The sequence below is a fragment of the Pseudomonas sp. PAMC25584 genome, assembly GCF_058135675.1.
This window is the reverse complement of sequence record NZ_CM176870.1, coordinates 5,089,157-5,111,265: the sequence shown is the minus strand read 5'-3', so window position 1 is coordinate 5,111,265 and position 22,109 is coordinate 5,089,157. Positions and strand designations below refer to the sequence as shown.

The 22,109-nt window shown below is 59.8% G+C and carries 23 protein-coding genes; 21 read left to right on the top strand and 2 right to left on the bottom strand.

The window, feature by feature from the left end; translation table 11 throughout:
• Window positions 1-200: 200 nt before the first annotated feature.
• Window positions 201-1,016, bottom strand: coding sequence for a type III secretion system regulator SuhB (suhB, locus tag ACS5Q8_RS23855; RefSeq protein WP_276194746.1), 816 nt, complete (start codon window positions 1,014-1,016; stop codon window positions 201-203).
• Between the two features lie 145 nt (window positions 1,017-1,161).
• Between suhB and trmJ the strand changes: the two genes are divergently transcribed.
• From trmJ to ACS5Q8_RS23750, 21 genes are all read left to right on the top strand, one after another.
• Entirely contained in the window at window positions 1,162-1,932 is a 771-nt protein-coding gene (gene trmJ / locus ACS5Q8_RS23850; protein ID WP_276194745.1) for a tRNA (cytosine(32)/uridine(32)-2'-O)-methyltransferase TrmJ, read from the top strand.
• 2 nt (window positions 1,933-1,934) lie between these two features.
• Window positions 1,935-2,717 carry a serine O-acetyltransferase gene (gene cysE / locus ACS5Q8_RS23845; RefSeq protein WP_426100183.1) on the top strand — a complete coding sequence of 261 codons (783 nt, stop codon included), beginning with the start codon at window positions 1,935-1,937 and terminating at the stop codon, window positions 2,715-2,717.
• 304 nt (window positions 2,718-3,021) lie between these two features.
• On the top strand, window positions 3,022-3,513 hold the full coding sequence (gene iscR, locus ACS5Q8_RS23840) for a Fe-S cluster assembly transcriptional regulator IscR (RefSeq protein ID WP_003194020.1): 492 nt from the start codon (window positions 3,022-3,024) through the stop codon (window positions 3,511-3,513).
• 50 nt (window positions 3,514-3,563) lie between these two features.
• Window positions 3,564-4,778 (top strand): IscS subfamily cysteine desulfurase, encoded by a 1,215-nt coding sequence (locus tag ACS5Q8_RS23835; RefSeq protein ID WP_276194736.1) that lies wholly within the window; start codon window positions 3,564-3,566, stop codon window positions 4,776-4,778.
• A gap of 99 nt (window positions 4,779-4,877) precedes the next feature.
• Window positions 4,878-5,264: a Fe-S cluster assembly scaffold IscU gene (gene iscU / locus ACS5Q8_RS23830; RefSeq protein WP_010565229.1), complete on the top strand. Its 387-nt coding sequence runs from the start codon at window positions 4,878-4,880 to the stop codon at window positions 5,262-5,264.
• A gap of 28 nt (window positions 5,265-5,292) precedes the next feature.
• Window positions 5,293-5,616 carry an iron-sulfur cluster assembly protein IscA gene (iscA, locus tag ACS5Q8_RS23825; RefSeq protein WP_276194733.1) on the top strand — a complete coding sequence of 108 codons (324 nt, stop codon included), beginning with the start codon at window positions 5,293-5,295 and terminating at the stop codon, window positions 5,614-5,616.
• An 8-nt stretch (window positions 5,617-5,624) separates the two neighbouring features.
• The gene (gene hscB, locus ACS5Q8_RS23820; RefSeq protein WP_426100182.1) at window positions 5,625-6,146 is read left to right on the top strand and encodes a co-chaperone HscB; all 522 of its coding nucleotides are present in this window, start codon (window positions 5,625-5,627) and stop codon (window positions 6,144-6,146) included.
• A 51-nt stretch (window positions 6,147-6,197) separates the two neighbouring features.
• On the top strand, window positions 6,198-8,060 hold the full coding sequence (gene hscA, locus ACS5Q8_RS23815) for a Fe-S protein assembly chaperone HscA (protein WP_276194729.1): 1,863 nt from the start codon (window positions 6,198-6,200) through the stop codon (window positions 8,058-8,060).
• Between the two features lie 3 nt (window positions 8,061-8,063).
• Entirely contained in the window at window positions 8,064-8,405 is a 342-nt protein-coding gene (gene fdx / locus ACS5Q8_RS23810) for an ISC system 2Fe-2S type ferredoxin (RefSeq protein ID WP_247399833.1), read from the top strand.
• Window positions 8,406-8,419: 14 nt separating this feature from the next.
• Window positions 8,420-8,620 (top strand): Fe-S cluster assembly protein IscX, encoded by a 201-nt coding sequence (gene iscX, locus ACS5Q8_RS23805; protein WP_276194727.1) that lies wholly within the window; start codon window positions 8,420-8,422, stop codon window positions 8,618-8,620.
• An 88-nt stretch (window positions 8,621-8,708) separates the two neighbouring features.
• Window positions 8,709-9,134 (top strand): nucleoside-diphosphate kinase, encoded by a 426-nt coding sequence (gene ndk, locus ACS5Q8_RS23800; RefSeq protein ID WP_017846179.1) that lies wholly within the window; start codon window positions 8,709-8,711, stop codon window positions 9,132-9,134.
• Window positions 9,135-9,162: 28 nt separating this feature from the next.
• Window positions 9,163-10,311 (top strand): dual-specificity RNA methyltransferase RlmN, encoded by a 1,149-nt coding sequence (gene rlmN / locus ACS5Q8_RS23795; protein WP_276194724.1) that lies wholly within the window; start codon window positions 9,163-9,165, stop codon window positions 10,309-10,311.
• 12 nt (window positions 10,312-10,323) lie between these two features.
• Window positions 10,324-11,082, top strand: a complete 759-nt coding sequence (pilW, locus tag ACS5Q8_RS23790; RefSeq protein WP_465159488.1) for a type IV pilus biogenesis/stability protein PilW — start codon at window positions 10,324-10,326, stop codon at window positions 11,080-11,082.
• The gene (locus ACS5Q8_RS23785; RefSeq protein WP_426100180.1) at window positions 11,082-12,089 is read left to right on the top strand and encodes a RodZ domain-containing protein; all 1,008 of its coding nucleotides are present in this window, start codon (window positions 11,082-11,084) and stop codon (window positions 12,087-12,089) included. Before pilW ends, ACS5Q8_RS23785 begins: the two co-directional genes overlap by 1 nt.
• Window positions 12,090-12,091: 2 nt before the next feature.
• On the top strand, window positions 12,092-13,201 hold the full coding sequence (gene ispG / locus ACS5Q8_RS23780) for a flavodoxin-dependent (E)-4-hydroxy-3-methylbut-2-enyl-diphosphate synthase (protein WP_276194721.1): 1,110 nt from the start codon (window positions 12,092-12,094) through the stop codon (window positions 13,199-13,201).
• A gap of 23 nt (window positions 13,202-13,224) precedes the next feature.
• Complete coding sequence (gene hisS, locus ACS5Q8_RS23775; RefSeq protein WP_247403069.1) at window positions 13,225-14,514, top strand: histidine--tRNA ligase; 1,290 nt, start codon at window positions 13,225-13,227, stop codon at window positions 14,512-14,514.
• 41 nt (window positions 14,515-14,555) lie between these two features.
• A complete protein-coding gene (locus ACS5Q8_RS23770) occupies window positions 14,556-15,197 on the top strand; it encodes a YfgM family protein (RefSeq protein ID WP_247403067.1) in 642 nt (213 codons plus the stop codon).
• Window positions 15,190-16,341 carry an outer membrane protein assembly factor BamB gene (gene bamB, locus ACS5Q8_RS23765; RefSeq protein ID WP_017846172.1) on the top strand — a complete coding sequence of 384 codons (1,152 nt, stop codon included), beginning with the start codon at window positions 15,190-15,192 and terminating at the stop codon, window positions 16,339-16,341. The genes ACS5Q8_RS23770 and bamB overlap by 8 nt, the downstream gene beginning before the upstream one ends.
• A gap of 139 nt (window positions 16,342-16,480) precedes the next feature.
• Entirely contained in the window at window positions 16,481-17,950 is a 1,470-nt protein-coding gene (gene der, locus ACS5Q8_RS23760) for a ribosome biogenesis GTPase Der (protein WP_247403065.1), read from the top strand.
• 114 nt (window positions 17,951-18,064) lie between these two features.
• Window positions 18,065-19,213 carry a pyridoxal phosphate-dependent aminotransferase gene (locus tag ACS5Q8_RS23755; RefSeq protein ID WP_253398716.1) on the top strand — a complete coding sequence of 383 codons (1,149 nt, stop codon included), beginning with the start codon at window positions 18,065-18,067 and terminating at the stop codon, window positions 19,211-19,213.
• Window positions 19,201-19,992, top strand: a complete 792-nt coding sequence (locus ACS5Q8_RS23750; protein ID WP_465159487.1) for an amidohydrolase — start codon at window positions 19,201-19,203, stop codon at window positions 19,990-19,992. Before ACS5Q8_RS23755 ends, ACS5Q8_RS23750 begins: the two co-directional genes overlap by 13 nt.
• 179 nt (window positions 19,993-20,171) lie before the next feature.
• On the opposite strand, the gene leuA is transcribed toward ACS5Q8_RS23750, so the two are convergent.
• Entirely contained in the window at window positions 20,172-21,851 is a 1,680-nt protein-coding gene (leuA, locus tag ACS5Q8_RS23745; protein ID WP_276194719.1) for a 2-isopropylmalate synthase, read from the bottom strand.
• Between the last annotated feature and the right edge of the window lie 258 nt (window positions 21,852-22,109).

The following is a 22,109-nucleotide window of genomic DNA, read 5'->3' as shown; positions in this document are numbered from 1 at the left end:
TGGCGCAGTTCACAATGTGGGGAGGGGGCTTGCCCCCGATGGCGGTGTGTCAGTCAGTCTATCTGTAGCTGAAACTCCGATATCCGGGGCAAGCCCCCTTCCACGGTTGGCTTGTGGTGTTGCTGGTATTTAAGTTAACGCCAAATTCCAGGCATAAAAAAAGCGCCCCGAGGGGTGCTTTTTTGTGCTCGCTCGCTCGCTTAGCGCTTCAGCGAAGCCGGCAGGTGCGGCTGGATCGCCGTCAATACTGCCTTGAAGCATTTGGTGTTACCGGCAACCACGTGGCCCTTTTCCAGGAAGTCGTGACCACCAGTGAAGTCGCTCACCAGGCCGCCGGCTTCTTGGATCAGCAGCGCGCCCGCCGCCATGTCCCACTCGGACAGGCCCGATTCCCAGAATGCATCAAAACGACCGGCGGCCACGTAGGCCAGGTCCAGGCTGGCTGCACCGGCGCGGCGGATGCCGGCGGTCTGGCCAACCAGGGCGCGGAACATGCCCAGGTAGTTGTCCAGGTTGTCCATCTGGTCGTCACGGAATGGGAAGCCGGTGCCCAGCAGGGCGCCGTCCAGGCTGGTGCGGCCGCTGACGCGCAGGCGACGACCGTTCAACTGGGCTCCACGGCCACGGCTGGCGGTGAATTCTTCCTGGCGAACCGGGTCCAGCACAACGGCGTGTTCCAGGCGGCCACGGTATTTGCAGGCGATGCTCACGGCAAAGTGCGGGATGCCGCGCAGGAAGTTGGTGGTGCCATCCAGTGGGTCGATGATCCACAGGTAGTCTTCGCCTTCGCCGCTGCCTTTATGCATGCCGGTTTCTTCGCCGAGAATGCTGTGGGTAGGGTAGGCCTTGCGCAGGGCGTCGATGATTTTCTGCTCGGCGGCGCGATCCACCTCGGATACATAATCCTTGGCGTCTTTTTCGTCGACCTTGATGGTATCCAGGCGCTCGATGGAGCGGAAGATCAATTCACTGGCGCTGCGGGCGGCGCGCAGCGCGATATTCAGCATGGGCTGCATGGATGTGTCACCTAAGGTTGTTAAAGAAAGCCGAGCATTCTAGCAGAAACTTTCTTCAGGTGAAGGACGACGTGAGCTTTCATGGCATAACCTTAGGCTGTTCTGTAAGATTTGCTCCCCTTTCCCGTGTCCGAGAGCGCCTCCCTTGCTGCAAAACATTCGTGTCGTCTTGGTCAATACCAGTCATCCCGGCAATATCGGCGGGGTGGCGCGAGCCATGAAAAACATGGGGCTGACGCGCCTGGTGCTGGTCGAGCCGCGCGTGTTCCCGCACCACGAGGCCGATGCCCGTGCCTCTGGCGCCAATGACATCCTTGAAAATGCCCAGGTCGTCGCCACCCTGGAAGATGCATTGGTCGGCTGCAACCTGGTGCTTGGCACCAGCGCCCGCGACCGTCGAATCCCTTGGCCATTGCTCGATCCGCGTGAGTGCGGGACCAAAGTGGTGGAGGAAGCCGCCGGCGGCGCTGAAATCGCCCTGGTGTTCGGTCGTGAAGACTCCGGCCTGACCAACGAAGAGCTGCAGCGATGTCATTATCACGTGCATATTCCATCAGACCCCGAGTTCAGCTCGCTGAACCTCGGGGCGGCGGTGCAGGTGTTGAGTTACGAAGTGCGCATGGCCTGGCTGGCCGCTGAAGGGCAGCCGAGCAAGGTCGAGAAGGATGAAGTGGCATCGACCAAAAGTGGCGAGTTGGCCACCATGGACGAGCTGGAGCGGTTCTATGAGCACCTGGAGCAAACCCTGGTGGCCATTGAATTCCTCGATCCGGAAAAACCCCGGCACTTGATGGCGCGCCTGCGTCGCCTGTACGGACGCAGCTCGGTCAGTCGAGCGGAAATGAATATATTGCGTGGCATCCTCACGGAAACCCAGAAAGCGGCCCGTGGCGAGCTTCTTAAGCGGAAGGATTAAAAATGTTCGAGCGTTTGCGAGAAGATATCCAGAGTGTTTTCCACCGGGACCCGGCGGCGCGCAATGCCTTTGAAGTGCTGACTTGCTACCCTGGCATGCATGCGATCTGGATTCATCGGCTGTCCGGTGCCTTGTGGGGCATGGGTTGGAAATGGCTGGCGCGGGTGGTGTCCAACTTTGGGCGCTGGTTGACCGGCATCGAGATTCACCCGGGCGCCAAGGTCGGCCGCCGCTTCTTCATCGACCACGGTATGGGCATCGTCATTGGCGAGACCGCCGAAATCGGCGATGACGTGACCCTGTACCAGGGCGTGACCCTTGGCGGTACCAGTTGGAATAAAGGCAAGCGACACCCGACCCTGGAAAACGGCGTGGTGGTAGGGGCGGGCGCCAAGGTGCTTGGCCCGTTCACTGTGGGGGCTGGGGCCAAGGTCGGCTCCAATGCAGTGGTGACCAAAGCCGTGCCGCCCGGGGCAACCGTGGTTGGGATTCCAGGGCGGATCATCGTCAAGCCGGAAGTCGGTGATGAGCAGGAAGCCAAGCGCAAGGCTATGGCCGAGAAGATCGGCTTCGATGCCTACGGCGTCAGCGAAGACATGCCCGACCCAGTGGCTCGTGCCATCGGCCAGTTGCTTGATCACCTGCAGGCGGTAGATGGCAAGCTGGACGGCATGTGTGGTGCTCTGAAGGAGTTGGGCAGCAGCTATTGTGCGAAAGACCTGCCTTCGCTGCGCGAAGAGGACTTCGCCGAGATCAAAGACGAAGCCGCCACCAAGGTCGGCTGAAGTCTCACGATCAGCCGAAATACCCTGTGGGAGGGGGGCTTGCCCCCGATAGCGGTGGTTCAGTCACCCAATACATTGACTGATCCGTCGCTATCGCGAGCAAGCCCCCTCACGCATGTTGATCTCCATTGGTCTCGGAATTCCTGCTCGGCCGTGTTCCCGCTGTTCGTCCCGACCCCATCCTGATATTATTTGCGCGCCCTTTTTACGGCTAATCCTGACTAAAGTACTAGGTCTTATAGTTGACTTAAATACTCGGGAATCGCATACTTGCTCCCATTCTGAAACACCTTGGTACTTGTCCATGAGACTGACTACAAAAGGCCGATACGCGGTGACCGCCATGCTTGATTTGGCTTTGCACGCGCAAACTGGGCCGGTGTCCCTGGCCGATATCTCCGAGCGCCAAGGCATTTCCCTGTCCTACCTCGAACAGCTGTTCGCCAAATTGCGCCGCAGCAATCTGGTCTCCAGCGTGCGTGGACCGGGTGGCGGCTATCAACTGTCCCGCGATATGCAGGGTATCCAGGTGGCCCAGGTGATCGACGCGGTCAACGAATCCGTCGATGCCACCAAATGCCAGGGTTTGGGTGATTGCCACGCTGGCGACACCTGCCTGACCCACCACTTGTGGTGTGACTTGAGCCTGCAGATCCATGAGTTTTTGAGTGGTATCAGCTTGGCTGATCTTGTGACTCGCCGTGAGGTGCAAGAAGTAGCCCAGCGTCAGGACCAGCGCCGTTGCAACACCAAGGCGCCGCGCCTGGACAAGATTGAAGCGTCCGCCGTCGAGTGACAGCCGAAGAGCTAACGGCACGCCAGCCAGCCTGATTTAGGAGAAAGTCCATGAAATTGCCGATTTACCTTGATTACTCAGCGACCACCCCGGTTGATCCGCGTGTCGCGCAAAAGATGAGCGAATGCCTGCTGGTTGACGGAAACTTCGGCAACCCGGCGTCCCGTTCCCACGTATTCGGCTGGAAAGCCGAAGAAGCGGTTGAAAACGCTCGTCGCCAAGTCGCTGACCTAGTGGGTGCCGACCCACGCGAAATCGTCTGGACCTCCGGTGCTACCGAATCCGACAACCTGGCAATCAAGGGCGCCGCGCATTTCTACGCGACCAAAGGCAAGCACCTGATCACCACCAAGATCGAGCACAAGGCGGTCCTCGACACCATGCGCCAATTGGAGCGTGAGGGGTTCGAAGTCACCTACCTCGAGCCGACCACCGACGGTATCGTGACGCCGGCGATGATCGAAGCGGCGATGCGTGATGACACCATCCTGGTTTCCGTGATCCACGTGAACAACGAAATCGGCACCATCAACGACATCGTGGCCATCGGCGAGCTGACCCGCTCCAAAGGTGTGTTGCTGCACGTCGACGCTGCTCAGTCCACCGGCAAGGTCGACATCGACCTGTCGAAGCTGAAAGTCGACCTGATGTCGTTCTCGGCGCACAAAACCTACGGTCCTAAAGGCATCGGTGCCCTGTACGTGAGCCGCAAACCTCGCGTGCGCATCGAAGCCACCATGCACGGCGGCGGTCACGAGCGCGGCATGCGTTCGGGCACCCTGGCGACCCACCAGATCGTTGGTATGGGCGAAGCATTCCGCGTAGCCAAGGAAGACATGGCTGCCGAAAACGTGCGCATCAAGGCTCTGAGCGATCGCTTCTACAAGCAGGTCGAAAACCTTGAAGAGCTGTACATCAATGGCAGCATGACTGCCCGTGTACCGCACAACCTGAATTTGAGCTTCAACTACGTCGAAGGCGAGTCGCTGATCATGGCGCTCAAGGACCTGGCGGTTTCGTCCGGTTCGGCCTGCACCTCGGCCTCCCTTGAGCCGTCCTACGTGCTGCGCGCCCTTGGCCGCAACGACGAACTGGCGCACAGCTCGATCCGCTTTACGTTTGGCCGTTTCACCACCGAAGAAGAAGTCGACTACGCCGCGCAGAAAGTCTGCGAGGCCGTCACCAAGCTGCGCACCTTGTCGCCGCTCTGGGATATGTACAAAGACGGCATCGATATTTCCAAGATCGAGTGGGCGGCACACTAACTATAGAAGCCGCCACCCCGGCTCTGTAGGAACGTGGCGGAAAACGCAGGCGTTTTTACAGGGCTCCAGAGCGGCCCTGATGAGTGAGGATTCAGTACCATGGCTTACAGCGAAAAGGTCATTGACCACTACGAAAACCCGCGCAACGTCGGCAAGATGGATGCGGAAGACCCTGATGTCGGCACCGGCATGGTCGGCGCTCCGGCGTGCGGCGATGTGATGCGCCTGCAGATCAAAGTCAATGAGGCGGGCGTTATCGAAGACGCCAAGTTCAAGACTTACGGCTGCGGTTCGGCTATCGCCTCCAGCTCCCTGGCGACCGAATGGATGAAAGGCAAGACCCTGGATGAGGCTGTGACTATCAGCAACACCCAACTGGCCGAAGAACTGGCTCTGCCGCCAGTGAAAATCCACTGCTCCGTGCTCGCAGAAGACGCCATCAAGGCCGCCGTTCGTGACTACAAGCAGAAGAAAGGCTTGATCTAAGCATTTGGCGACGAGTAAGGAGTCAACGATGGCTATCAGCATGACAGAAGCGGCTGCGCGGCACGTGCGACGCTCCCTGGATGGGCGCGGTAAAGGTGAGGGGATTCGTCTGGGTGTTCGCACCACGGGCTGTTCCGGCCTTGCCTATGTGCTGGAGTTTGTCGACGAGGTGGTGGGGGAAGATCAGGTGTTCGAAAGTCACGGCGAGAAAGTGATCATCGACCCGAAAAGCCTGACCTACCTGGACGGCACCGAACTCGATTTCGTCAAGGAAGGGTTGAACGAAGGCTTCAAGTTCAACAACCCCAACGTGCGCGGTGAATGTGGCTGCGGCGAAAGCTTCAACATCTGAGGCTACTTGTGGGCAATCCTTGTCATTTCGCTTTATTCGAGCTGCAGCCGAGCTTTCGGCTGGACCTCGAGCAGCTTGCCAGGCGCTACCGTGAATTGGCGCGTGGCGTGCATCCGGACCGCTTCGCTGACGCTTCCGAGCGCGAGCAACGCCTGGCGCTGGAGCAATCGGCCAGCCTCAACGAAGCCTATCAGACACTCAAAAGCCCCCCCAAGCGCGCGCGTTACCTGCTCGCGATGAATGGTGGTGAGTTGCCGCTGGAAGTCACGGTGCATGATCCGGACTTTCTGATGCAGCAGATGCAGTTGCGCGAAGAGCTCGAAGACTTGCAGGACGAAGCCGATCTGGCGGGTGTCGCGGTCTTCAAGCGGCGTCTGAAAGTGGCTCAGGATGCGCTCTACGAAAGCTTCGCAGCCTGTTGGGATGATGCAGCGCAACGTGAGCAGGCAGAACGCCTGATGCGGCGCATGCAGTTCCTCGACAAGCTCACCTACGAAGTGCGCCAGTTAGAAGAGCGCCTCGACGATTAACCCAGCGCTGCCCATGTTGCACGCCTGAAAGACAGATAAGACCTGATTACCATGGCCCTACTGCAGATCGCCGAACCCGGCCAAAGTCCTCAACCGCACCAGCGTCGCCTGGCGGTCGGAATCGACTTGGGCACCACCAATTCCCTGGTCGCCGCCTTGCGCAGCGGCCTGTCCGAGCCGCTGCCCGATGCTGATGGCCAGGTGATCCTGCCGTCGGCAGTGCGCTATCACGCTGATCACACCGAAGTCGGTGAGTCGGCCAAGCGGGCAGCCTCTACCGATCCATTGAACACCGTGCTGTCGGTCAAGCGCTTGATGGGTCGTGGGTTGTCCGACGTCAAGCAATTGGGTGACCAGTTGCCGTACCGCTTTGTTGGCGGTGAGTCGCACATGCCGTTCATCGACACCGTCCAGGGCCCGAAAAGCCCGGTGGAAGTGTCGGCCGATATCCTCAAGGTGCTGCGCCAGCGCGCGGAAACCACCTTGGGCGGCGAACTGGTCGGCGCGGTAATTACGGTTCCAGCCTACTTTGATGACGCTCAGCGCCAAGCCACCAAGGATGCGGCGAAGCTCGCCGGCCTGAACGTGCTGCGTCTGCTCAACGAGCCGACCGCTGCTGCCGTGGCTTACGGCTTGGATCAGCATGCCGAAGGCTTGGTCGCAATTTACGACCTGGGCGGCGGCACCTTTGATATTTCAATCCTGCGCCTGACTGGCGGTGTCTTTGAGGTGTTGGCCACTGGTGGTGATACGGCCCTGGGCGGCGATGACTTCGACCACGCGATCGCCGGTTGGATCATCAACAGTGCCGGTTTGTCTGCTGACCTAGACCCCGGCGAGCAGCGCCATCTGCTGCAAACCGCCTGTGCCGCCAAGGAAGCCCTGACTGGCGCGGTCTCTGTTGACGTTTCCTACGGCAATTGGTCGGCCCAGCTGACCCGTGAAGCCTTCGATTCGTTGATCGAGCCGATGGTCGCCCGCAGCCTCAAGGCTTGCCGCCGCGCCGTGCGTGATTCCGGTGTTGAGTTGGAAGATGTCGCTGCCGTGGTGATGGTCGGTGGTTCGACCCGTGTGCCGCGCGTTCGCGACGCTGTTGCCGAAGCGTTTGGCCGTCAGCCGCTGACTGAAATCGATCCGGATCAAGTGGTGGCCATTGGTGCCGCGATCCAGGCCGATACCCTGGCAGGCAACAAGCGCGACGGTGGCGAACTGCTGCTGCTCGACGTGATTCCGTTGTCCCTGGGGCTGGAAACCATGGGTGGCCTGATGGAGAAGGTGATTCCACGCAACACCACCATCCCCGTCGCCCGCGCCCAGGACTTCACCACTTACAAAGATGGCCAGACGGCCATGATGATTCATGTGCTGCAAGGCGAGCGTGAGCTGATCAGCGACTGCCGCTCCCTGGCACGCTTTGAATTGCGCGGTATCCCGGCGATGGTTGCGGGTGCGGCGAAAATTCGCGTGACCTTCCAGGTCGACGCTGATGGCCTGCTCAGTGTGGCTGCGCGTGAATTGGGCTCGGGCGTTGAAGCCAGCATCCAGGTCAAGCCGTCCTACGGTCTGACCGATGGCGAAATCGCCAAGATGCTCAAGGATTCGTTCCAGTATGCCGGTGACGACAAGGTCGCCCGCGTACTGCGTGAGCAGCAAGTCGATGCCCGGCGCCTGCTCGAAGCGGTGCAGGGCGCACTGGAGGTCGACGGCGAACGCCTGCTGGATGCTGAAGAGCGCATGGTCATCGACCTGCAGATGCAGGAGCTGGCCGAATTGATGAAAGGCTCCGATGGCTATGCCATCGAGCAGCAGACCAAGCGCCTGTCGCAAGTGACCGATGCCTTCGCCGCCCGCCGCATGAACCAGACGGTAAAAGCCGCCCTGGCGGGCCGCAACCTGAATGAAATTGAGGAATAATTGATGCCGCAGGTCATTTTTCTGCCACACGCCGAGCATTGCCCGGACGGTATGGTCGTGGAGGCTGAGACCGGCAAGTCCATCCTCGAAGTTGCCCATGAGCACCACATCGAAATCGAGAGTGCGTGCGGTGGTGTCTGCGCTTGCACCACTTGCCACTGCATTATTCGCGAGGGTTTCGACTCTCTGGAAGAGGCGGACGAGTTGGAAGAAGACTTTCTTGACCGTGCCTGGGGCCTGGAGCCGACTTCTCGCCTAAGCTGTCAGGCCAAGGTCGGGACTGAAGACATCACCGTCGAAATTCCGAAATATTCGCTCAACCATGCGGCCGAAGCGGCGCACTGACTGGTGGTACTGTCATGAGTTACGGTTGGAATGATGTGCAGCGCATTGCTGAAGAACTGGCTGAAGCCAAGCCGGATGTGAGCCCGCTGATGGTCAACTTCGTCGACCTGCAGCAGTGGATCATGGAGCTTCCCGATTTCGACAATACTTCTGGCCGTTGCGGCGAGAAGGTCTTGGAAGCGGTCCAGGCTCTCTGGATCGAAGAAATAGACTGATCATCCCCGCAGGTTAGGCAATACCCAAGAACCCGCGTATAATTCGCGGGTTTAATTTTTCGTAAATTACCGTTTCTGGAGTTACACCATGGCTGTTCAACGTACTTTCTCCATCATCAAGCCTGACGCTGTTGCAAAAAACGTCATCGGCGAGATCACCACTCGTTTCGAAAAAGCCGGCCTGAAGGTTGTAGCTTCGAAACTCAAGCAACTGTCCAAGGCTGAAGCTGAAGGCTTCTACGCTGAGCACAGCGCTCGTGGCTTCTTCGGCGACCTGGTTGCCTTCATGATCTCCGGTCCTGTTGTTGTTCAGGTTCTGGAAGGCGAAAACGCTATCGCTCTGAACCGTGAGCTGATGGGCGCTACCAACCCTAAAGAAGCCGCTGCCGGCACCATCCGTGCTGATTTCGCTGATTCCATCGACGCCAACGCTGTACACGGTTCGGACTCCGAAGCCGCTGCTGCTCGCGAAATCTCTTACTTCTTCGCAGCTACTGAAGTAACCACTCGCTAAGCATTGGCTTAAGAGTGAAGGTGAATCCATGACTACATCGACTGTAAAAACCAACCTGCTGGGTCTGACTCAGCAGGAAATGGAAAAATTCTTCGACTCAATCGGGGAGAAGCGTTTCCGTGCCGGTCAGGTAATGAAGTGGATTCACCACTTTGGTGTCGACGATTTCGACGCCATGACGAACGTCAGCAAGGCCCTGCGCGACAAGCTCAAGGTTATTGCCGAGGTCCGTGGTCCCGAGGTTGTCAGCGAGGACATCTCCAGCGACGGCACCCGTAAGTGGGTGGTGCGCGTGGCGTCCGGCAGTTGCGTCGAGACCGTCTACATTCCCCAGGGCAAACGTGGCACCTTGTGCGTTTCGTCCCAGGCAGGCTGTGCCCTGGACTGCAGTTTCTGCTCCACCGGCAAGCAAGGCTTCAATAGCAACCTCACCGCCGCCGAAGTCATCGGCCAGGTGTGGATTGCCAACAAATCCTTTGGCAGCGTCCCGGCAACCGTCGACCGTGCCATCACCAACGTGGTGATGATGGGCATGGGTGAGCCGCTGCTGAACTTCGATAACGTCATCGCCGCCATGCACCTGATGATGGACGACCTGGGCTACGGCATCTCCAAGCGCCGTGTGACCCTGTCGACTTCCGGCGTGGTACCGATGATCGATGAGCTGTCCAAGCACATCGACGTCTCCCTGGCGTTATCGCTGCACGCACCCAATGACGCATTGCGTAACCAATTGGTGCCGATCAACAAGAAGTATCCGCTTAAGATGCTGCTCGAGTCTTGCCAGCGTTACATGGCGACCTTGGGCGAGAAGCGCGTGTTGACCATTGAGTACACTATGCTCAAGGACATCAACGACAAGGTCGAGCACGCGGTCGAGATGATCGAACTGCTCAAGAACACCCCGTGCAAGATCAACCTGATTCCTTTCAACCCGTTTCCACATTCTGGCTACGAGCGGCCGAGCAACAACGCCATCCGCCGTTTCCAGGATCAACTGCACCAGGCCGGCTACAACGTCACCGTGCGCACCACCCGTGGTGAAGACATCGACGCCGCTTGTGGCCAATTGGTAGGACAGGTGCTGGATCGCACCCGTCGCAGCGAACGTTATATCGCGGTGCGCGAACTGAGCGCCGCCGACGATATGCCGCAAAGCACTGCGACTCGAACCTGAGAGAGGATCTCTATGCCCTTGCGCCTTGCGCTGCTATTGCTTGTTACCGGTCTCGCGGCCGGTTGTGTTTCTTCGGGCCATGACAGCCCTTTGCAAACCGGCAAGGGTCGTGAAGAGGCGCGAGTGGCTTATGTGCAACTGGGCTTGGGTTACCTGCGCCAAGGCATGAGCGAGCAGGCCAAGGTGCCGCTGAAGAGGGCTCTTGAGCTGGATAGCGACGATGCCGACGCCAATGGCGCACTGGCCCTGGTGTTCCAGGCCCAGGCCGAGCCTGAGCTGGCCGATCAGTATTTCAACAAGGCCCTGGCTTCGCGCCCTGCCGATCCACGGCTGCTGAATAATTACGGCAGCTTCCTGTTCGAACAGAAACGCTATGAACAGGCGTCCCTTTATTTCCAGCAAGCCTGCGCCGATACCCTCTACCCAGAGCGGTCGCGGGTGTTCGAGAACCTTGGGGTGGCTTCCAAGCGTCTCGGCCAGCGTGATATCGCGCGCCAGCACCTGGAAAAAGCCCTGCACCTGAACAGTCGCCAGCCTCGCGCCTTGCTCGAAATGGCTGAGTTGTCTTACGAAGACAGGCATTATGTGCCGGCACGTGACTATTACGAGCGTTTTAGCCTGCTCAGCGGGCAAAATGCACGTAGTCTATTGCTCGGAGTGCGCCTGGCGACGGTTCATGAAGAACGCAACACGGCCGCACGTTATGGCCAGCAACTCGAACGACTCTATCCCGGTACCCCGGAATATCAGCAATACCTGTCGGAGCAATGATGAAAGCGGCGCACCCGGAAGTTGTAGCAGCTAATCGCGTAAACCCAGGCGACACCTTGCGTCAGGCCCGCGAAAGCAATGGTTGGTCTCTGGCGGAAGTGGCCCTCAAGCTCAATTTGACCACCACGTCCCTGGGCAACCTGGAAGCCGGCGCGTTCGACAAGCTGCCTGGGCATACCTTCGCCCGCGGCTATATCCGCGCCTACGCCAAATTACTGGGTATCGACCAGACCATATTGGTCCAGCAATTCGACCAGTTCACCGGCACCGACTCCCAGGGCAGCAATGTCCATGGTCTGGGGCGCATCGAAGAGCCGGTGCGGGTGTCCCACACGATCCTGCGCATCGTCAGCCTGTTGTTGCTGATCGCCGTGATTGGTGGCGGCTTCGTCTGGTGGCAGGACCAAGCCTCCCAGCGCACCAAGGACTTGACCAGCAACGCTCTGGAGCACGTCGAAGTCGAAAGCGCCGACGGCACCACGCAGATTCACCCATTGGACGAGCCGGAAGACCAGGCTGTCGCCGAAGGCCAGGCTGCGCCTGAAGCGCCAGTGACTGCCGAGCAACCCGCAGTGGAATCGGCCCCGGCGGCCATCGCTGCGGTGCCGGCTCCAGCTGTACCGGCGCATACCCCGGTCGTACCGCCTGCAACGGCGCACACCCCGGCTGCACCTGTGGCGCCGGCCGCTCCTGTGCAGACGCCAGCGCCTACCGCCCCTGCGGCGCCCGCGATTTCGCCGCCGACCACGCCTGTGTTGATCGCCGGTGACGGGCGCGTACATATTACTTTCGTCGCTGACTGCTGGACGCAACTCACCGATGGCAATGGCAAAGTGCTGTTTAGCGGTATGAAGCGTAAGGGAGATACGCTCGACCAGGGCGGCAAGCCTCCTTTGACGCTGCGTCTGGGCTTTGCCCGTGGTGCGCAAGTGGCCTACAACGGCCAGCCTGTCGACGTAGCGCCTTTCACCAGTGGCGAAACTGCTCGCCTGAAGTTGGGACAATAGTCATGCACGGCGAATCTCCAATCAAACGTCGCGTATCGCGCAAGATCTGGGTCGGCTCGGTGCCGGTGGGCGGCGACGCCCCCATCGCGGTACAGAGCATGACCAACAGCGACACCAATGATGTTGCTGCCACCGTCGCCCAGATCAATCGTCTGGAAGCTGCTGGCGTCGACATCGTGCGGATTTCCGTACCGGACATGGATGCCGCCGAAGCCTTCGGCCGCATCAAGCAACTGGTCAAGGTGCCGCTGGTTGCCGACATTCACTTCGACTACCGGATCGCTTTGCGCGTTGCGGAGTTGGGTGTTGATTGCCTGCGTATCAACCCGGGCAACATCGGTCGCGAAGACCGTGTGCGCGCGGTGGTGGATGCTGCCCGTGATCGCGGGATTCCGATCCGCATCGGCGTCAACGCCGGTTCCCTGGAAAAAGACCTGCAAAAGAAATACGGCGAGCCGACCCCCGCCGCGCTGGTTGAATCGGCGCTGCGCCACGTTGAACACCTTGAGCGCCTTAATTTCCAGGACTTCAAGGTCAGCGTAAAGGCCTCCGACGTGTTCATGGCGGTAGAGGCCTACCGCTTGCTGGCCAAGGAAATCGTGCAGCCGCTGCACCTGGGTATCACTGAAGCGGGCGGTTTGCGCTCAGGCACAGTGAAATCTGCGGTGGGTCTCGGTATGCTGCTCGCCGAAGGGATTGGCGATACTATCCGCATCTCCCTGGCGGCAGACCCGGTAGAGGAAGTGAAGGTCGGTTACGACATTCTCAAATCCCTGCATTTGCGTTCCCGTGGCATCAACTTTATTGCCTGCCCGAGCTGCTCGCGGCAGAACTTCGACGTGGTGAAAACCATGAACGAACTGGAAGGGCGCCTCGAAGACCTGCTGGTGCCGCTGGATGTTGCGGTGATCGGTTGCGTGGTCAACGGTCCGGGTGAAGCCAAGGAAGCCCATATCGGCTTGACCGGCGGCACCCCGAACCTGATTTACATCGACGGCAAGCCGTCGCAGAAACTGACGAATGACAATCTGGTGGATGAGCTCGAAAGACTGATCCGCCAGAAAGCGGCCGAGAAGGTCGAAGCTGACGCTGCAGTTATCGCGCGCGGCTGATCCAGCGAATTTAAGGAATAGATGTGAGCAAGTCTCTGCAAGCCATTCGTGGCATGAACGACATCCTTCCGGAGCAGACGCCGCTGTGGCGCTACTTCGAGAGCACCGTTGCGCGTCTGCTGGATAACTACGGTTATAAACAGATCCGTATGCCGATCGTCGAGTTCACCGAGCTGTTCAAGCGTTCCATCGGTGAAGTGACCGACATCGTCGAAAAAGAGATGTACACCTTCGAAGACCGCAACGGCGATTCGCTGACCCTGCGTCCGGAAGGCACCGCCGCGTGCGTGCGCGCCGTGCTCGAGCATGGCCTCAGCGGCGGTGGCCAGCCGCAGAAGCTGTGGTACATCGGGCCGATGTTCCGCCACGAGCGTCCACAGAAAGGCCGTTATCGCCAGTTCCACCAGATCGGCCTGGAAGTGTTCAACCTCGACGGTCCGGACATCGACGCCGAGCTGATCGTGCTGACCTGGCGCCTGTGGGGGCTGCTAGGCATCCGCGATGCGGTCAAGCTTGAACTCAACAGCCTGGGCACCAGCGAGTCCCGGGGCCGCTACCGCGTCGCCCTGGTCGAGTACCTGTCCGCCCACCTGGACAAGTTGGACGAAGACAGCCAGCGCCGTCTGAAAACCAACCCGTTGCGCGTCCTCGATACCAAGAACGCCGACACGCAAGCCGTACTGGTCAACGCGCCGAAGATGGCCGACTACCTGGACGACGAATCCCGTATCCACTTCGAGGGCCTCAAGGCGCGTCTGGATGCCGCCGGTATTCCATACGTGATCAACCCGAAACTGGTGCGTGGCCTCGATTACTACAGCAAGACCGTGTTCGAGTGGGTTACCGACAAACTCGGCGCGCAGGGCACCGTGTGTGCCGGTGGCCGTTACGACGGCCTGGTCGAGCAGATGGGTGGCAAGCCTACGCCCGGCGTGGGTTTTGCCATGGGTATCGAGCGGCTGATCCTGCTGCTGGAAACCCTTGAGCAGGTTCCGGAAGAAATCTCCCGGCAGGTGGATGTGTACCTGTGTGCCTTTGGCGAGGCCGCCGAACTGGCTGGCCTGGCCCTGAGCGAAAAAGTGCGCGACCAACTGCCGAACCTGCGCCTGCAGATCAATGCTGGCGCCGGCAGCTTCAAGAGCCAGTTCAAGAAGGCCGACAAGAGCGGTGCGCTGTACGCACTGATCCTCGGCGATGACGAATTGGCCCAGCAAGTGATAGGTTTCAAACCCCTGCGTGGCCAGGGCGAGCAACAGAACATTGCCTTTGATGCGCTCGCCGCGCACTTGGCCACCTGCGTCGTGCAGGGTTGAAGCTGTCGAACAGCCGAATTTAGCGATTGAGGAGTGTTGGGGTGTCGAGTACTGATGATGAGCAGTTGGCCGAGTTCAAGGACTGGTGGCAGCGTAATGGCAAGCCCCTGGTTACCGGTGGCCTGCTGGCTTTAGTGGTAGTGTTCGGCTGGCAAGCCTGGCACAAGTATCAGGCGAACCAGTCCCAAGGTGCCTCGATCCTCTATCAGCAATTGCTGGAAACCACGCTGACGCCGAGCGGCAAGCCCGATCCTGCGCAAGTGGCAGACCTGGCTGGTAAGCTCAAGAGCGAATTTGGCGGTAGCACCTACGCCCAATACGGCAGCCTGTTCGTCGCGAAAGTCGCGGTCGACACCGGCAAGCTGGATGATGCAGTCACCGAACTGAAGGCCATCGCCGACAAGCCGACCAACCCGACCCTGGGTGAAATCGCACGTCAGCGCCTGGCTCAGGTATTGGCGGCACAGAACAAGGCCGACGAAGCACTCAAACTGCTCGACGGTGATGCTGACAAGGCATTTGTAGCCACTCGCGAAGAGCTCAAGGGCGACCTGTTGGTCCAATTGGGTCGTACCGACGAAGCCAATGCTGCGTACCAAAAAGCCAAGGCGGCGCTGTCTGATGAAGCAGCGGTCGGTGGCTTACAAATCAAGCTCGACGACTTGGCCAAAGGGGATGCGTGACGTGATCCGTTGGAAACATGCAGCATTGCTGGCTCTGGCCGTTCTGGCCGCGGGTTGCAGCAGCAACAGTAAAAAAGAACTGCCTCCGGCCGAGCTGACCAGCTTCAAGGAAGAAGTGGTCCTGCAAAAGCAATGGAGCCGCTCCATCGGTGACGGTCAGGGCGAAACCTACAACATGTTGGTACCGGCAATCGACGGTGACAACATTGTGGCCGCTGACGTGACCGGCGTGGTGATCTCCATGGATCGCATGAATGGCGACGTGAAGTGGAAGAAAGACCTCGAACTGCCCGTATCCGGCGCCGTCGGCGTGGGTTACGGCATGGTTATGCTCGGCACGCTCAAAGGCGAAGTCGTGGCGCTGGATTCCAGCACCGGTGAAGAGAAATGGCGCGCTCGCGTGACCAGTGAAGTCCTCGCACCGCCTGCCACCAACGGCGACATCGTCGTGGTGCAAACCCAGGACGACCGTGTGATCGGCCTCGACGCCAGCACCGGCGCACAGCGCTGGCTGTACGACAGCACCCCTGCGGTGCTGACCCTGCGCGGTACCAGTGGTCCGGTTGTGACCAATAATCTGGCCGTTGCAGGCCTGTCGACCGGTAAAGTGGTCGCCCTGAATACCCAGAACGGCGTGCCGATCTGGGAAACGCGTGTGGCCATCCCGCAAGGTCGTTCGGAACTGGATCGCGTCGTCGACATCGACGGTGGCTTGCTGCTGTCCGGCGAAACCCTCTACGTCGCTACCTACCAGGGCCGTGTCGCGGCACTGGACCTGCAAAGCGGCCGCGTCAACTGGCAGCGTGATGCTTCCAGCTACGCCGGTGTCGCCCAAGGGTTTGGCAGCGTCTACGTAAGTCTGTCGTCTGGCACCGTTGAAAGTGTCGACGAACGTTCTACCACTGCGCTGTGGAGCAACGACTCTCTGGCCCGCCGTCAACTGTCGGCACCGGAAGTGTTCTCCAGCTACGTAGCGGTAGGCGACTTCGAAGGTTACCTGCACCTGCTGAGCCAGGTGGACGGTCGTTTTGTGGGTCGCGAGCGCATCGACAGCGACGGCCTGCGTGCGCGTCCGCTGGTCGTGGGTAACATGCTTTATGTGTTTGGCAACAGCGGCAAGCTGGAAGCCCTGACCATCAAGTAAAGGTTTGACTATGCTTGGGGTAATCCCCAGGCGGCCCCGCTTCGGCGGGGCATGCTGCATCTGACGATGCTGCCCCGAGCACCAGCCGCTGCCTTGCAGCGGCTTTTGTATTTTCTGAAATAACGAAGTGGAGAGCCGCATGGTTCCCGTAATCGCCCTGGTGGGCCGACCTAACGTCGGCAAGTCCACCTTGTTCAACCGCCTGACCAGGACTCGCGACGCCATTGTCGGCGACTTGTCCGGTTTGACCCGTGATCGCCAATACGGTGAGGCAAAGTGGCAAGGGCGCTCCTACATTATTGTCGACACCGGTGGTATCTCCGGTGACGAGCATGGCATGGACGAAAAGATGGCCGAGCAGTCGCTGCTGGCCATTGAAGAAGCCGATGTCGTGTTGTTTCTCGTGGACGCCCGCGCGGGCTACACCGCTGCCGACCAGATGATCGGCGAGCACCTGCGCAAGCGCAACAAGCGTTCCTATGTGGTGGCCAACAAGATCGACAACATCGATCCTGAAATGGCCCGTGCCGAATTCAGTCCGATGGGCCTGGGCGACGCGATTCCGATCGCCGGTGCCCACGGTCGCGGCATCACCCAGATGTTGGAAATCGCCCTGCGCGACTTCCCTAGGGATGACGCCGAGGAAGAAGAGGGCGAAGAAGAGGTCGTCGCCGAAGGTGAGGAAGCCAAGCGCATTCCTGGCCCGAGCGAAAAAGATGGTATCAAGATCGCCATCATCGGCCGCCCCAACGTCGGCAAGTCGACCCTGGTCAACCGCATGCTCGGTGAAGACCGTGTCATCGTGTACGACGAGCCCGGCACCACCCGCGACAGTATCTACATCCCGTTCGAGCGTAACGACGAGAAGTACACGCTGATTGACACCGCCGGTGTGCGCAAGCGCGGCAAGATCCACGAGGAAGTTGAAAAGTTCTCCGTGGTGAAAACCCTGCAGGCGATCAAAGACGCCAACGTGGTGATCTTCGTGATGGACGCCCGCGAAGGCGTGGTGGACCACGACCTCAACCTGCTGGGCTTCGCCCTGGAAGCCGGTCGGGCCCTGGTGATCGCGATCAACAAGTGGGACGGCATGACGCCGAGCGAGCGCGATTTCGTCAAGATCGAGCTGCAGCGTCGCCTGTTCTTCGTTGAGTTCGCCGATATCCACTTTATCTCGGCACTGCACGGCACCGGCGTGGGCAACCTCTACGCGTCCGTACAGAACTCGTTCAAGTCCGCGGTGACCCGCTGGCCGACCAACCGTCTGACCCAGATCCTCGAAGACGCGGTAGGCGAGCACGCACCGCCGATGGTCAACAACCGCCGGATCAAACTGCGTTACGCCCACTTGGGTGGTGCCAACCCGCCGATTATCGTGATCCACGGTAATCAGATCGAGAAGGTGCCCAAGTCCTACGTGCGTTACCTGGAAAACACCTACCGCCGTGTCTTGAAGCTGGTCGGTACGCCGATCCGTATCGAGTTCAAGGGTGGCGAGAACCCATACGAAGGCAACAAGAACACACTGACTGACCGTCAGGTGAACAAGAAGCGTCGTTTGATGACTCACCACAAGAAGGCCGACAAGAAGCGCCGCGACAAGCGCTGATTCCGACCTCGCAAAAAGGGCTCTTTACGAGCCCTTTTTTGTGCGCGGTGGTTTGCGCCTTGACCCGATGCAATTGGCAGCTTAAAACTTGGGGCTCACCTGCAGGGGCCTCCGATGATCAACAGCAAGCTGCCAAATGTCGGCACGACCATTTTCACCACCATGTCGCAACTCGCTGCCGAGACCGGCGCGCTTAACCTGTCCCAGGGGTTCCCCGATTTTAATGGCCCACAGGGCTTGCTCGATGCCGTGGGCAAGCATGTTGCCAGCGGCCATAACCAATACGCGCCGATGACCGGCCTGCCTGCCCTGCGCCAACAAGTGGCGGCCAAGATCGCTCGTAGCTATGGCGCCACGGTCAGCCCCGACAGCGAAGTGACCATCACCCCAGGCGCCACTGCGGCAATCTTCTGCGCGATTCAGGCGGTGATTCGCAGCGGTGACGAAGTCATCGTATTCGACCCGTGCTACGACAGCTATGAGCCCTCGGTCGAGTTGGCCGGCGGTCGTTGTGTGCACGTGCAACTGAACCTGAAAAACTTCACCCTCGACTTTGAAAAGATCCAGGCGGCGTTGTCTGCGCGCACGCGCATGATCATCCTGAACACACCGCATAACCCCACCGGCGCACTGATCAGTCGCGCCGAGCTGGACCTGTTGGCGGCCTTGATCCGCGACCGTGATATCTACCTGGTCAGCGACGAGGTCTACGAACACCTGGTGTTTGATGGCGTGCCCCACGTCAGCGTGCTGGCCCACGAAGAGCTGTATCAACGTGCGTTCGTGGTCAGCTCCTTCGGTAAGACCTACCACGTCACCGGCTGGAAAACCGGCTACGTGGTCGCGCCCCCGGCCCTGACCGCCGAATTGCGTAAGGTGCATCAATATGTCAACTTCTGCGGCGTGACCCCGTTGCAGTACGCGTTGGCCGATTTCATGGCTGAGCACCCGGAACACGTCGAAGAATTACCGGCCTTTTACCAGGCCAAGCGCGACCTGTTCTGTGACCTGCTGACGCCGTCGCGTTTCAGCTTTAATCGGGTCACCGGTACTTACTTCCAACTGGTGGATTACTCAGCGATTCGCCCGGACCTGGATGACGTCGCTATGTCCTTGTGGATGACCCGCGAGCATGGGGTAGCAACAATCCCGGTTTCGGTGTTCTACCAGCACCCACCCCAAGGCCAGCGCCTGGTGCGCCTGTGCTTTGCCAAACGCGAGGAGACGCTGCAACAAGCAGCCGAAAAACTATGCGTGATCTGAATGCACTGCCTGACCTGAACATCGCCCTGGTCCAGACCAGCCTGGCCTGGCACGACCGCAAGGCCAACCTCGATCACTTCGAATTGCTGCTGGAGCAGGCCCGGGGCGCTGACCTGATCATCCTGCCAGAGATGTTCACTACCGGTTTTTCCATGGACTCGGCCACCCTGGCCGAACCGGAAAGTGGCCCGACCCATCGCTGGCTCCAGGCCCAGGCGGCGAAGTACAACGCGGTGATCACCGGGAGTGTGATTATCCAGGCGGCCGACGGCAGCCATCGCAACCGTCTGTTATGGGCGCGGCCGGATGGCGAGGTGCTGCATTACGACAAGCGCCATCTGTTCCGCATGGCCGGCGAGCACAGTCACTACACGCCCGGCGAGCGCCAGGTGCAGTTCGAGATAAAGGGCTGGCGTATTCGCCCATTGATTTGCTACGACCTGCGCTTTCCGGTGTGGAGCCGTGATGCCCAGGACACCGATCTGCTGCTGTACACCGCCAACTGGCCAGGGGCGCGACGCCAGCATTGGAACCGGTTGCTGCCGGCGCGTGCGATCGAGAACCTGTGTTATGTGGCGGCGGTGAATCGGGTGGGTACGGACGGCAAGGGCTTTGTCTATACCGGAGATAGCCAGGTGCTGGATTTCCAGGGTGAGAACCTGCTGAGTGCGGGGGAGGCTGACGGGGTGTTCCAGGTGTGCCTGGACGCGGCTGAGCTGGCGGCGTATCGCAGCAAGTTTCCGGCGAATCTGGATGCTGATAACTTTCAGTTTGTCTGACAGAGCGCTATCGCGGGCAAACCCACTCCCACATTTTGACCGCATTTTTCCTGCAGGAACACGTTCAAAATGTGCGAGTGGGCTTGCCCGCGATGAGGCCCCGACACACAACACAACTCCAAAGCCCAACAAAAAGGCCCCTGAGTTCTCACCCAGGGGCCTTTTGCATGTCGGCGGAGTTACGCCGCTTTCGCTTCCACCTGGCTCAGCGAGCGGTTCAGGGCGCTGAACACCGCCTTGAAGCTGGCCGTGGTGATGTTTTCATCAATACCCACACCATGCACCGGACGCTCGCCGTTCACTCGCAGCTCGATGTAGGCCGCGGCCTTGGCGTTGGTGCCGGAACCGATCGCGTGTTCGTTGTAGTCCATGATCTCCACGCCAATCGGCAGGCCGGCGACCAGGGCTTCCAGCGCACCGTTGCCCTTGCCGTGCCAGCGCAGGTTGGTTTCGCCTTGGCCTTTGCTCGAGACTTCCACTTCCACCGTGCTGTTGCCGTTTTCTTCCTGCAGGCGATGGCTGACCAGCGCATACGGCGTGTTGGCTTGCAGGTATTCACGCTGCAACAGCGCGTGAATCTGCGAAGCGCTCATCTCCAGGCCCACACGGTCGGTTTCGGCCTGTACCACTTGGCTGAACTCGATCTGCATGCGACGCGGCAAGCTGATGCCGTATTCCTGCTCCAGCAGGTAGGCGATGCCGCCTTTGCCCGACTGGCTGTTCACCCGAATCACGGCCTCGTAGCTGCGGCCGATGTCGGCCGGGTCGATCGGCAAGTACGGCACTTCCCACAGGGCGTCGGTTTTTTGCTGGGCGAAGCCCTTGCGGATCGCGTCCTGGTGGGAGCCAGAGAACGCGGTGTGTACCAGGTCGCCGACATACGGATGGCGCGGATGCACCTGGATCTGGTTGCACTCCTCGACCACTTTGCGCACGCCGTCGATGTCGGAGAAGTCCAGCTCAGGGTGCACGCCCTGGGTATAGAGGTTCAACGCCACGGTGACCAGGTCGACGTTACCGGTACGCTCGCCGTTGCCGAACAGGCAGCCTTCGACACGGTCGGCGCCTGCCATCAGGCCCAGCTCGGTGGCGGCTACGCCGGTGCCACGGTCGTTGTGGGTGTGCAGGCTGATGATCACGCTGTCACGACGGTTGATATGACGACCGAACCACTCGATCTGGTCGGCATAGATGTTCGGCGTGGCGCATTCAACGGTGGCCGGCAGGTTGAGGATCATCTTGTGCTCAGGCGTCGGGTTCCACACCTCGATCACCGCGTCACACACTTCCTTGGCGAACTCCAATTCAGTGGCGCTGAAGGTCTCTGGCGAGTATTCGAACGTCCACTGGGTGTCTGGCTGCTGGGCGGCGTATTTGACGAACAGCTTGGCCGCGTTGACCGCGATGGCCTTGACCCCGTCCTTGTCCTGGTTGAACACGATGCGGCGGAAGGACGGCGAGGTGGCGTTGTACAGGTGGACGATGGCTTTTTTCGCGCCGCGCAGGGATTCGAAGGTGCGCTCGATCAAGTCTTCGCGGCCCTGGGTCAGCACCTGGATGGTGGTGTCCTCGGGGATGTGGTTGCCTTCGATCAGGGTGCGCACGAAGTCGAAGTCGGTTTGCGAAGCGGCCGGGAACGAGGCTTCGATTTCCTTCACGCCGACGGCGACCAAGGTCTTCCAGAAGCGCAGCTTTTTGACTGCATCCATGGGTTCGATCAGCGACTGGTTGCCATCACGTAGGTCGGAGCTGCACCAGATCGGCGCGCTGGTGATGGTTTTCGACGGCCAGGTGCGGTCCGGGATATCGATGGTTGGAAACGCGCGGTACTTCGAAGACGGGTCTTTGAGCATGCTCATCGGGAAATCCTTTGTAGTAGGGGCCGAAAAAAGGCGGCCTGCCGTGGAACTGTTATTGGGGATAAAGCGGGAGACGAGGCAGATCGATTCAGCCTGGCAGTCGTGCGCTGACAAGGCACAGGCTGCGGTGCTGACGGAGCAGAATGAGGGTGTGAGAAGTTTTCATAAGCTCAACCCTAACCCCAGAGGTGAAAGATGGCAAGTAGTGCGGAAAAATTGAGAGAAGTTCTTCTCTGTGCGTAGGAAACGAGATTTTAT

What these genes read in the sequence shown, in the direction of transcription:
- suhB (WP_276194746.1), bottom strand. Translation starts at nt 1,016, where the DNA reads ATGCAGCCCATGCTGAATATCGCGCTGCGCGCCGCCCGCAGCGCCAGT.
- cysE (WP_426100183.1), top strand. Translation starts at nt 1,935, where the DNA reads ATGTTCGAGCGTTTGCGAGAAGATATCCAGAGTGTTTTCCACCGGGAC.
- iscR (WP_003194020.1), top strand. Translation starts at nt 3,022, where the DNA reads ATGAGACTGACTACAAAAGGCCGATACGCGGTGACCGCCATGCTTGAT.
- ACS5Q8_RS23835 (WP_276194736.1), top strand. Translation starts at nt 3,564, where the DNA reads ATGAAATTGCCGATTTACCTTGATTACTCAGCGACCACCCCGGTTGAT.
- iscU (WP_010565229.1), top strand. Translation starts at nt 4,878, where the DNA reads ATGGCTTACAGCGAAAAGGTCATTGACCACTACGAAAACCCGCGCAAC.
- iscA (WP_276194733.1), top strand. Translation starts at nt 5,293, where the DNA reads ATGGCTATCAGCATGACAGAAGCGGCTGCGCGGCACGTGCGACGCTCC.
- hscA (WP_276194729.1), top strand. Translation starts at nt 6,198, where the DNA reads ATGGCCCTACTGCAGATCGCCGAACCCGGCCAAAGTCCTCAACCGCAC.
- fdx (WP_247399833.1), top strand. Translation starts at nt 8,064, where the DNA reads ATGCCGCAGGTCATTTTTCTGCCACACGCCGAGCATTGCCCGGACGGT.
- iscX (WP_276194727.1), top strand. Translation starts at nt 8,420, where the DNA reads ATGAGTTACGGTTGGAATGATGTGCAGCGCATTGCTGAAGAACTGGCT.
- ndk (WP_017846179.1), top strand. Translation starts at nt 8,709, where the DNA reads ATGGCTGTTCAACGTACTTTCTCCATCATCAAGCCTGACGCTGTTGCA.
- rlmN (WP_276194724.1), top strand. Translation starts at nt 9,163, where the DNA reads ATGACTACATCGACTGTAAAAACCAACCTGCTGGGTCTGACTCAGCAG.
- pilW (WP_465159488.1), top strand. Translation starts at nt 10,324, where the DNA reads ATGCCCTTGCGCCTTGCGCTGCTATTGCTTGTTACCGGTCTCGCGGCC.
- ACS5Q8_RS23785 (WP_426100180.1), top strand. Translation starts at nt 11,082, where the DNA reads ATGAAAGCGGCGCACCCGGAAGTTGTAGCAGCTAATCGCGTAAACCCA.
- ispG (WP_276194721.1), top strand. Translation starts at nt 12,092, where the DNA reads ATGCACGGCGAATCTCCAATCAAACGTCGCGTATCGCGCAAGATCTGG.
- bamB (WP_017846172.1), top strand. Translation starts at nt 15,190, where the DNA reads ATGCGTGACGTGATCCGTTGGAAACATGCAGCATTGCTGGCTCTGGCC.
- der (WP_247403065.1), top strand. Translation starts at nt 16,481, where the DNA reads ATGGTTCCCGTAATCGCCCTGGTGGGCCGACCTAACGTCGGCAAGTCC.
- ACS5Q8_RS23755 (WP_253398716.1), top strand. Translation starts at nt 18,065, where the DNA reads ATGATCAACAGCAAGCTGCCAAATGTCGGCACGACCATTTTCACCACC.
- ACS5Q8_RS23750 (WP_465159487.1), top strand. Translation starts at nt 19,201, where the DNA reads ATGCGTGATCTGAATGCACTGCCTGACCTGAACATCGCCCTGGTCCAG.
- leuA (WP_276194719.1), bottom strand. Translation starts at nt 21,851, where the DNA reads ATGAGCATGCTCAAAGACCCGTCTTCGAAGTACCGCGCGTTTCCAACC.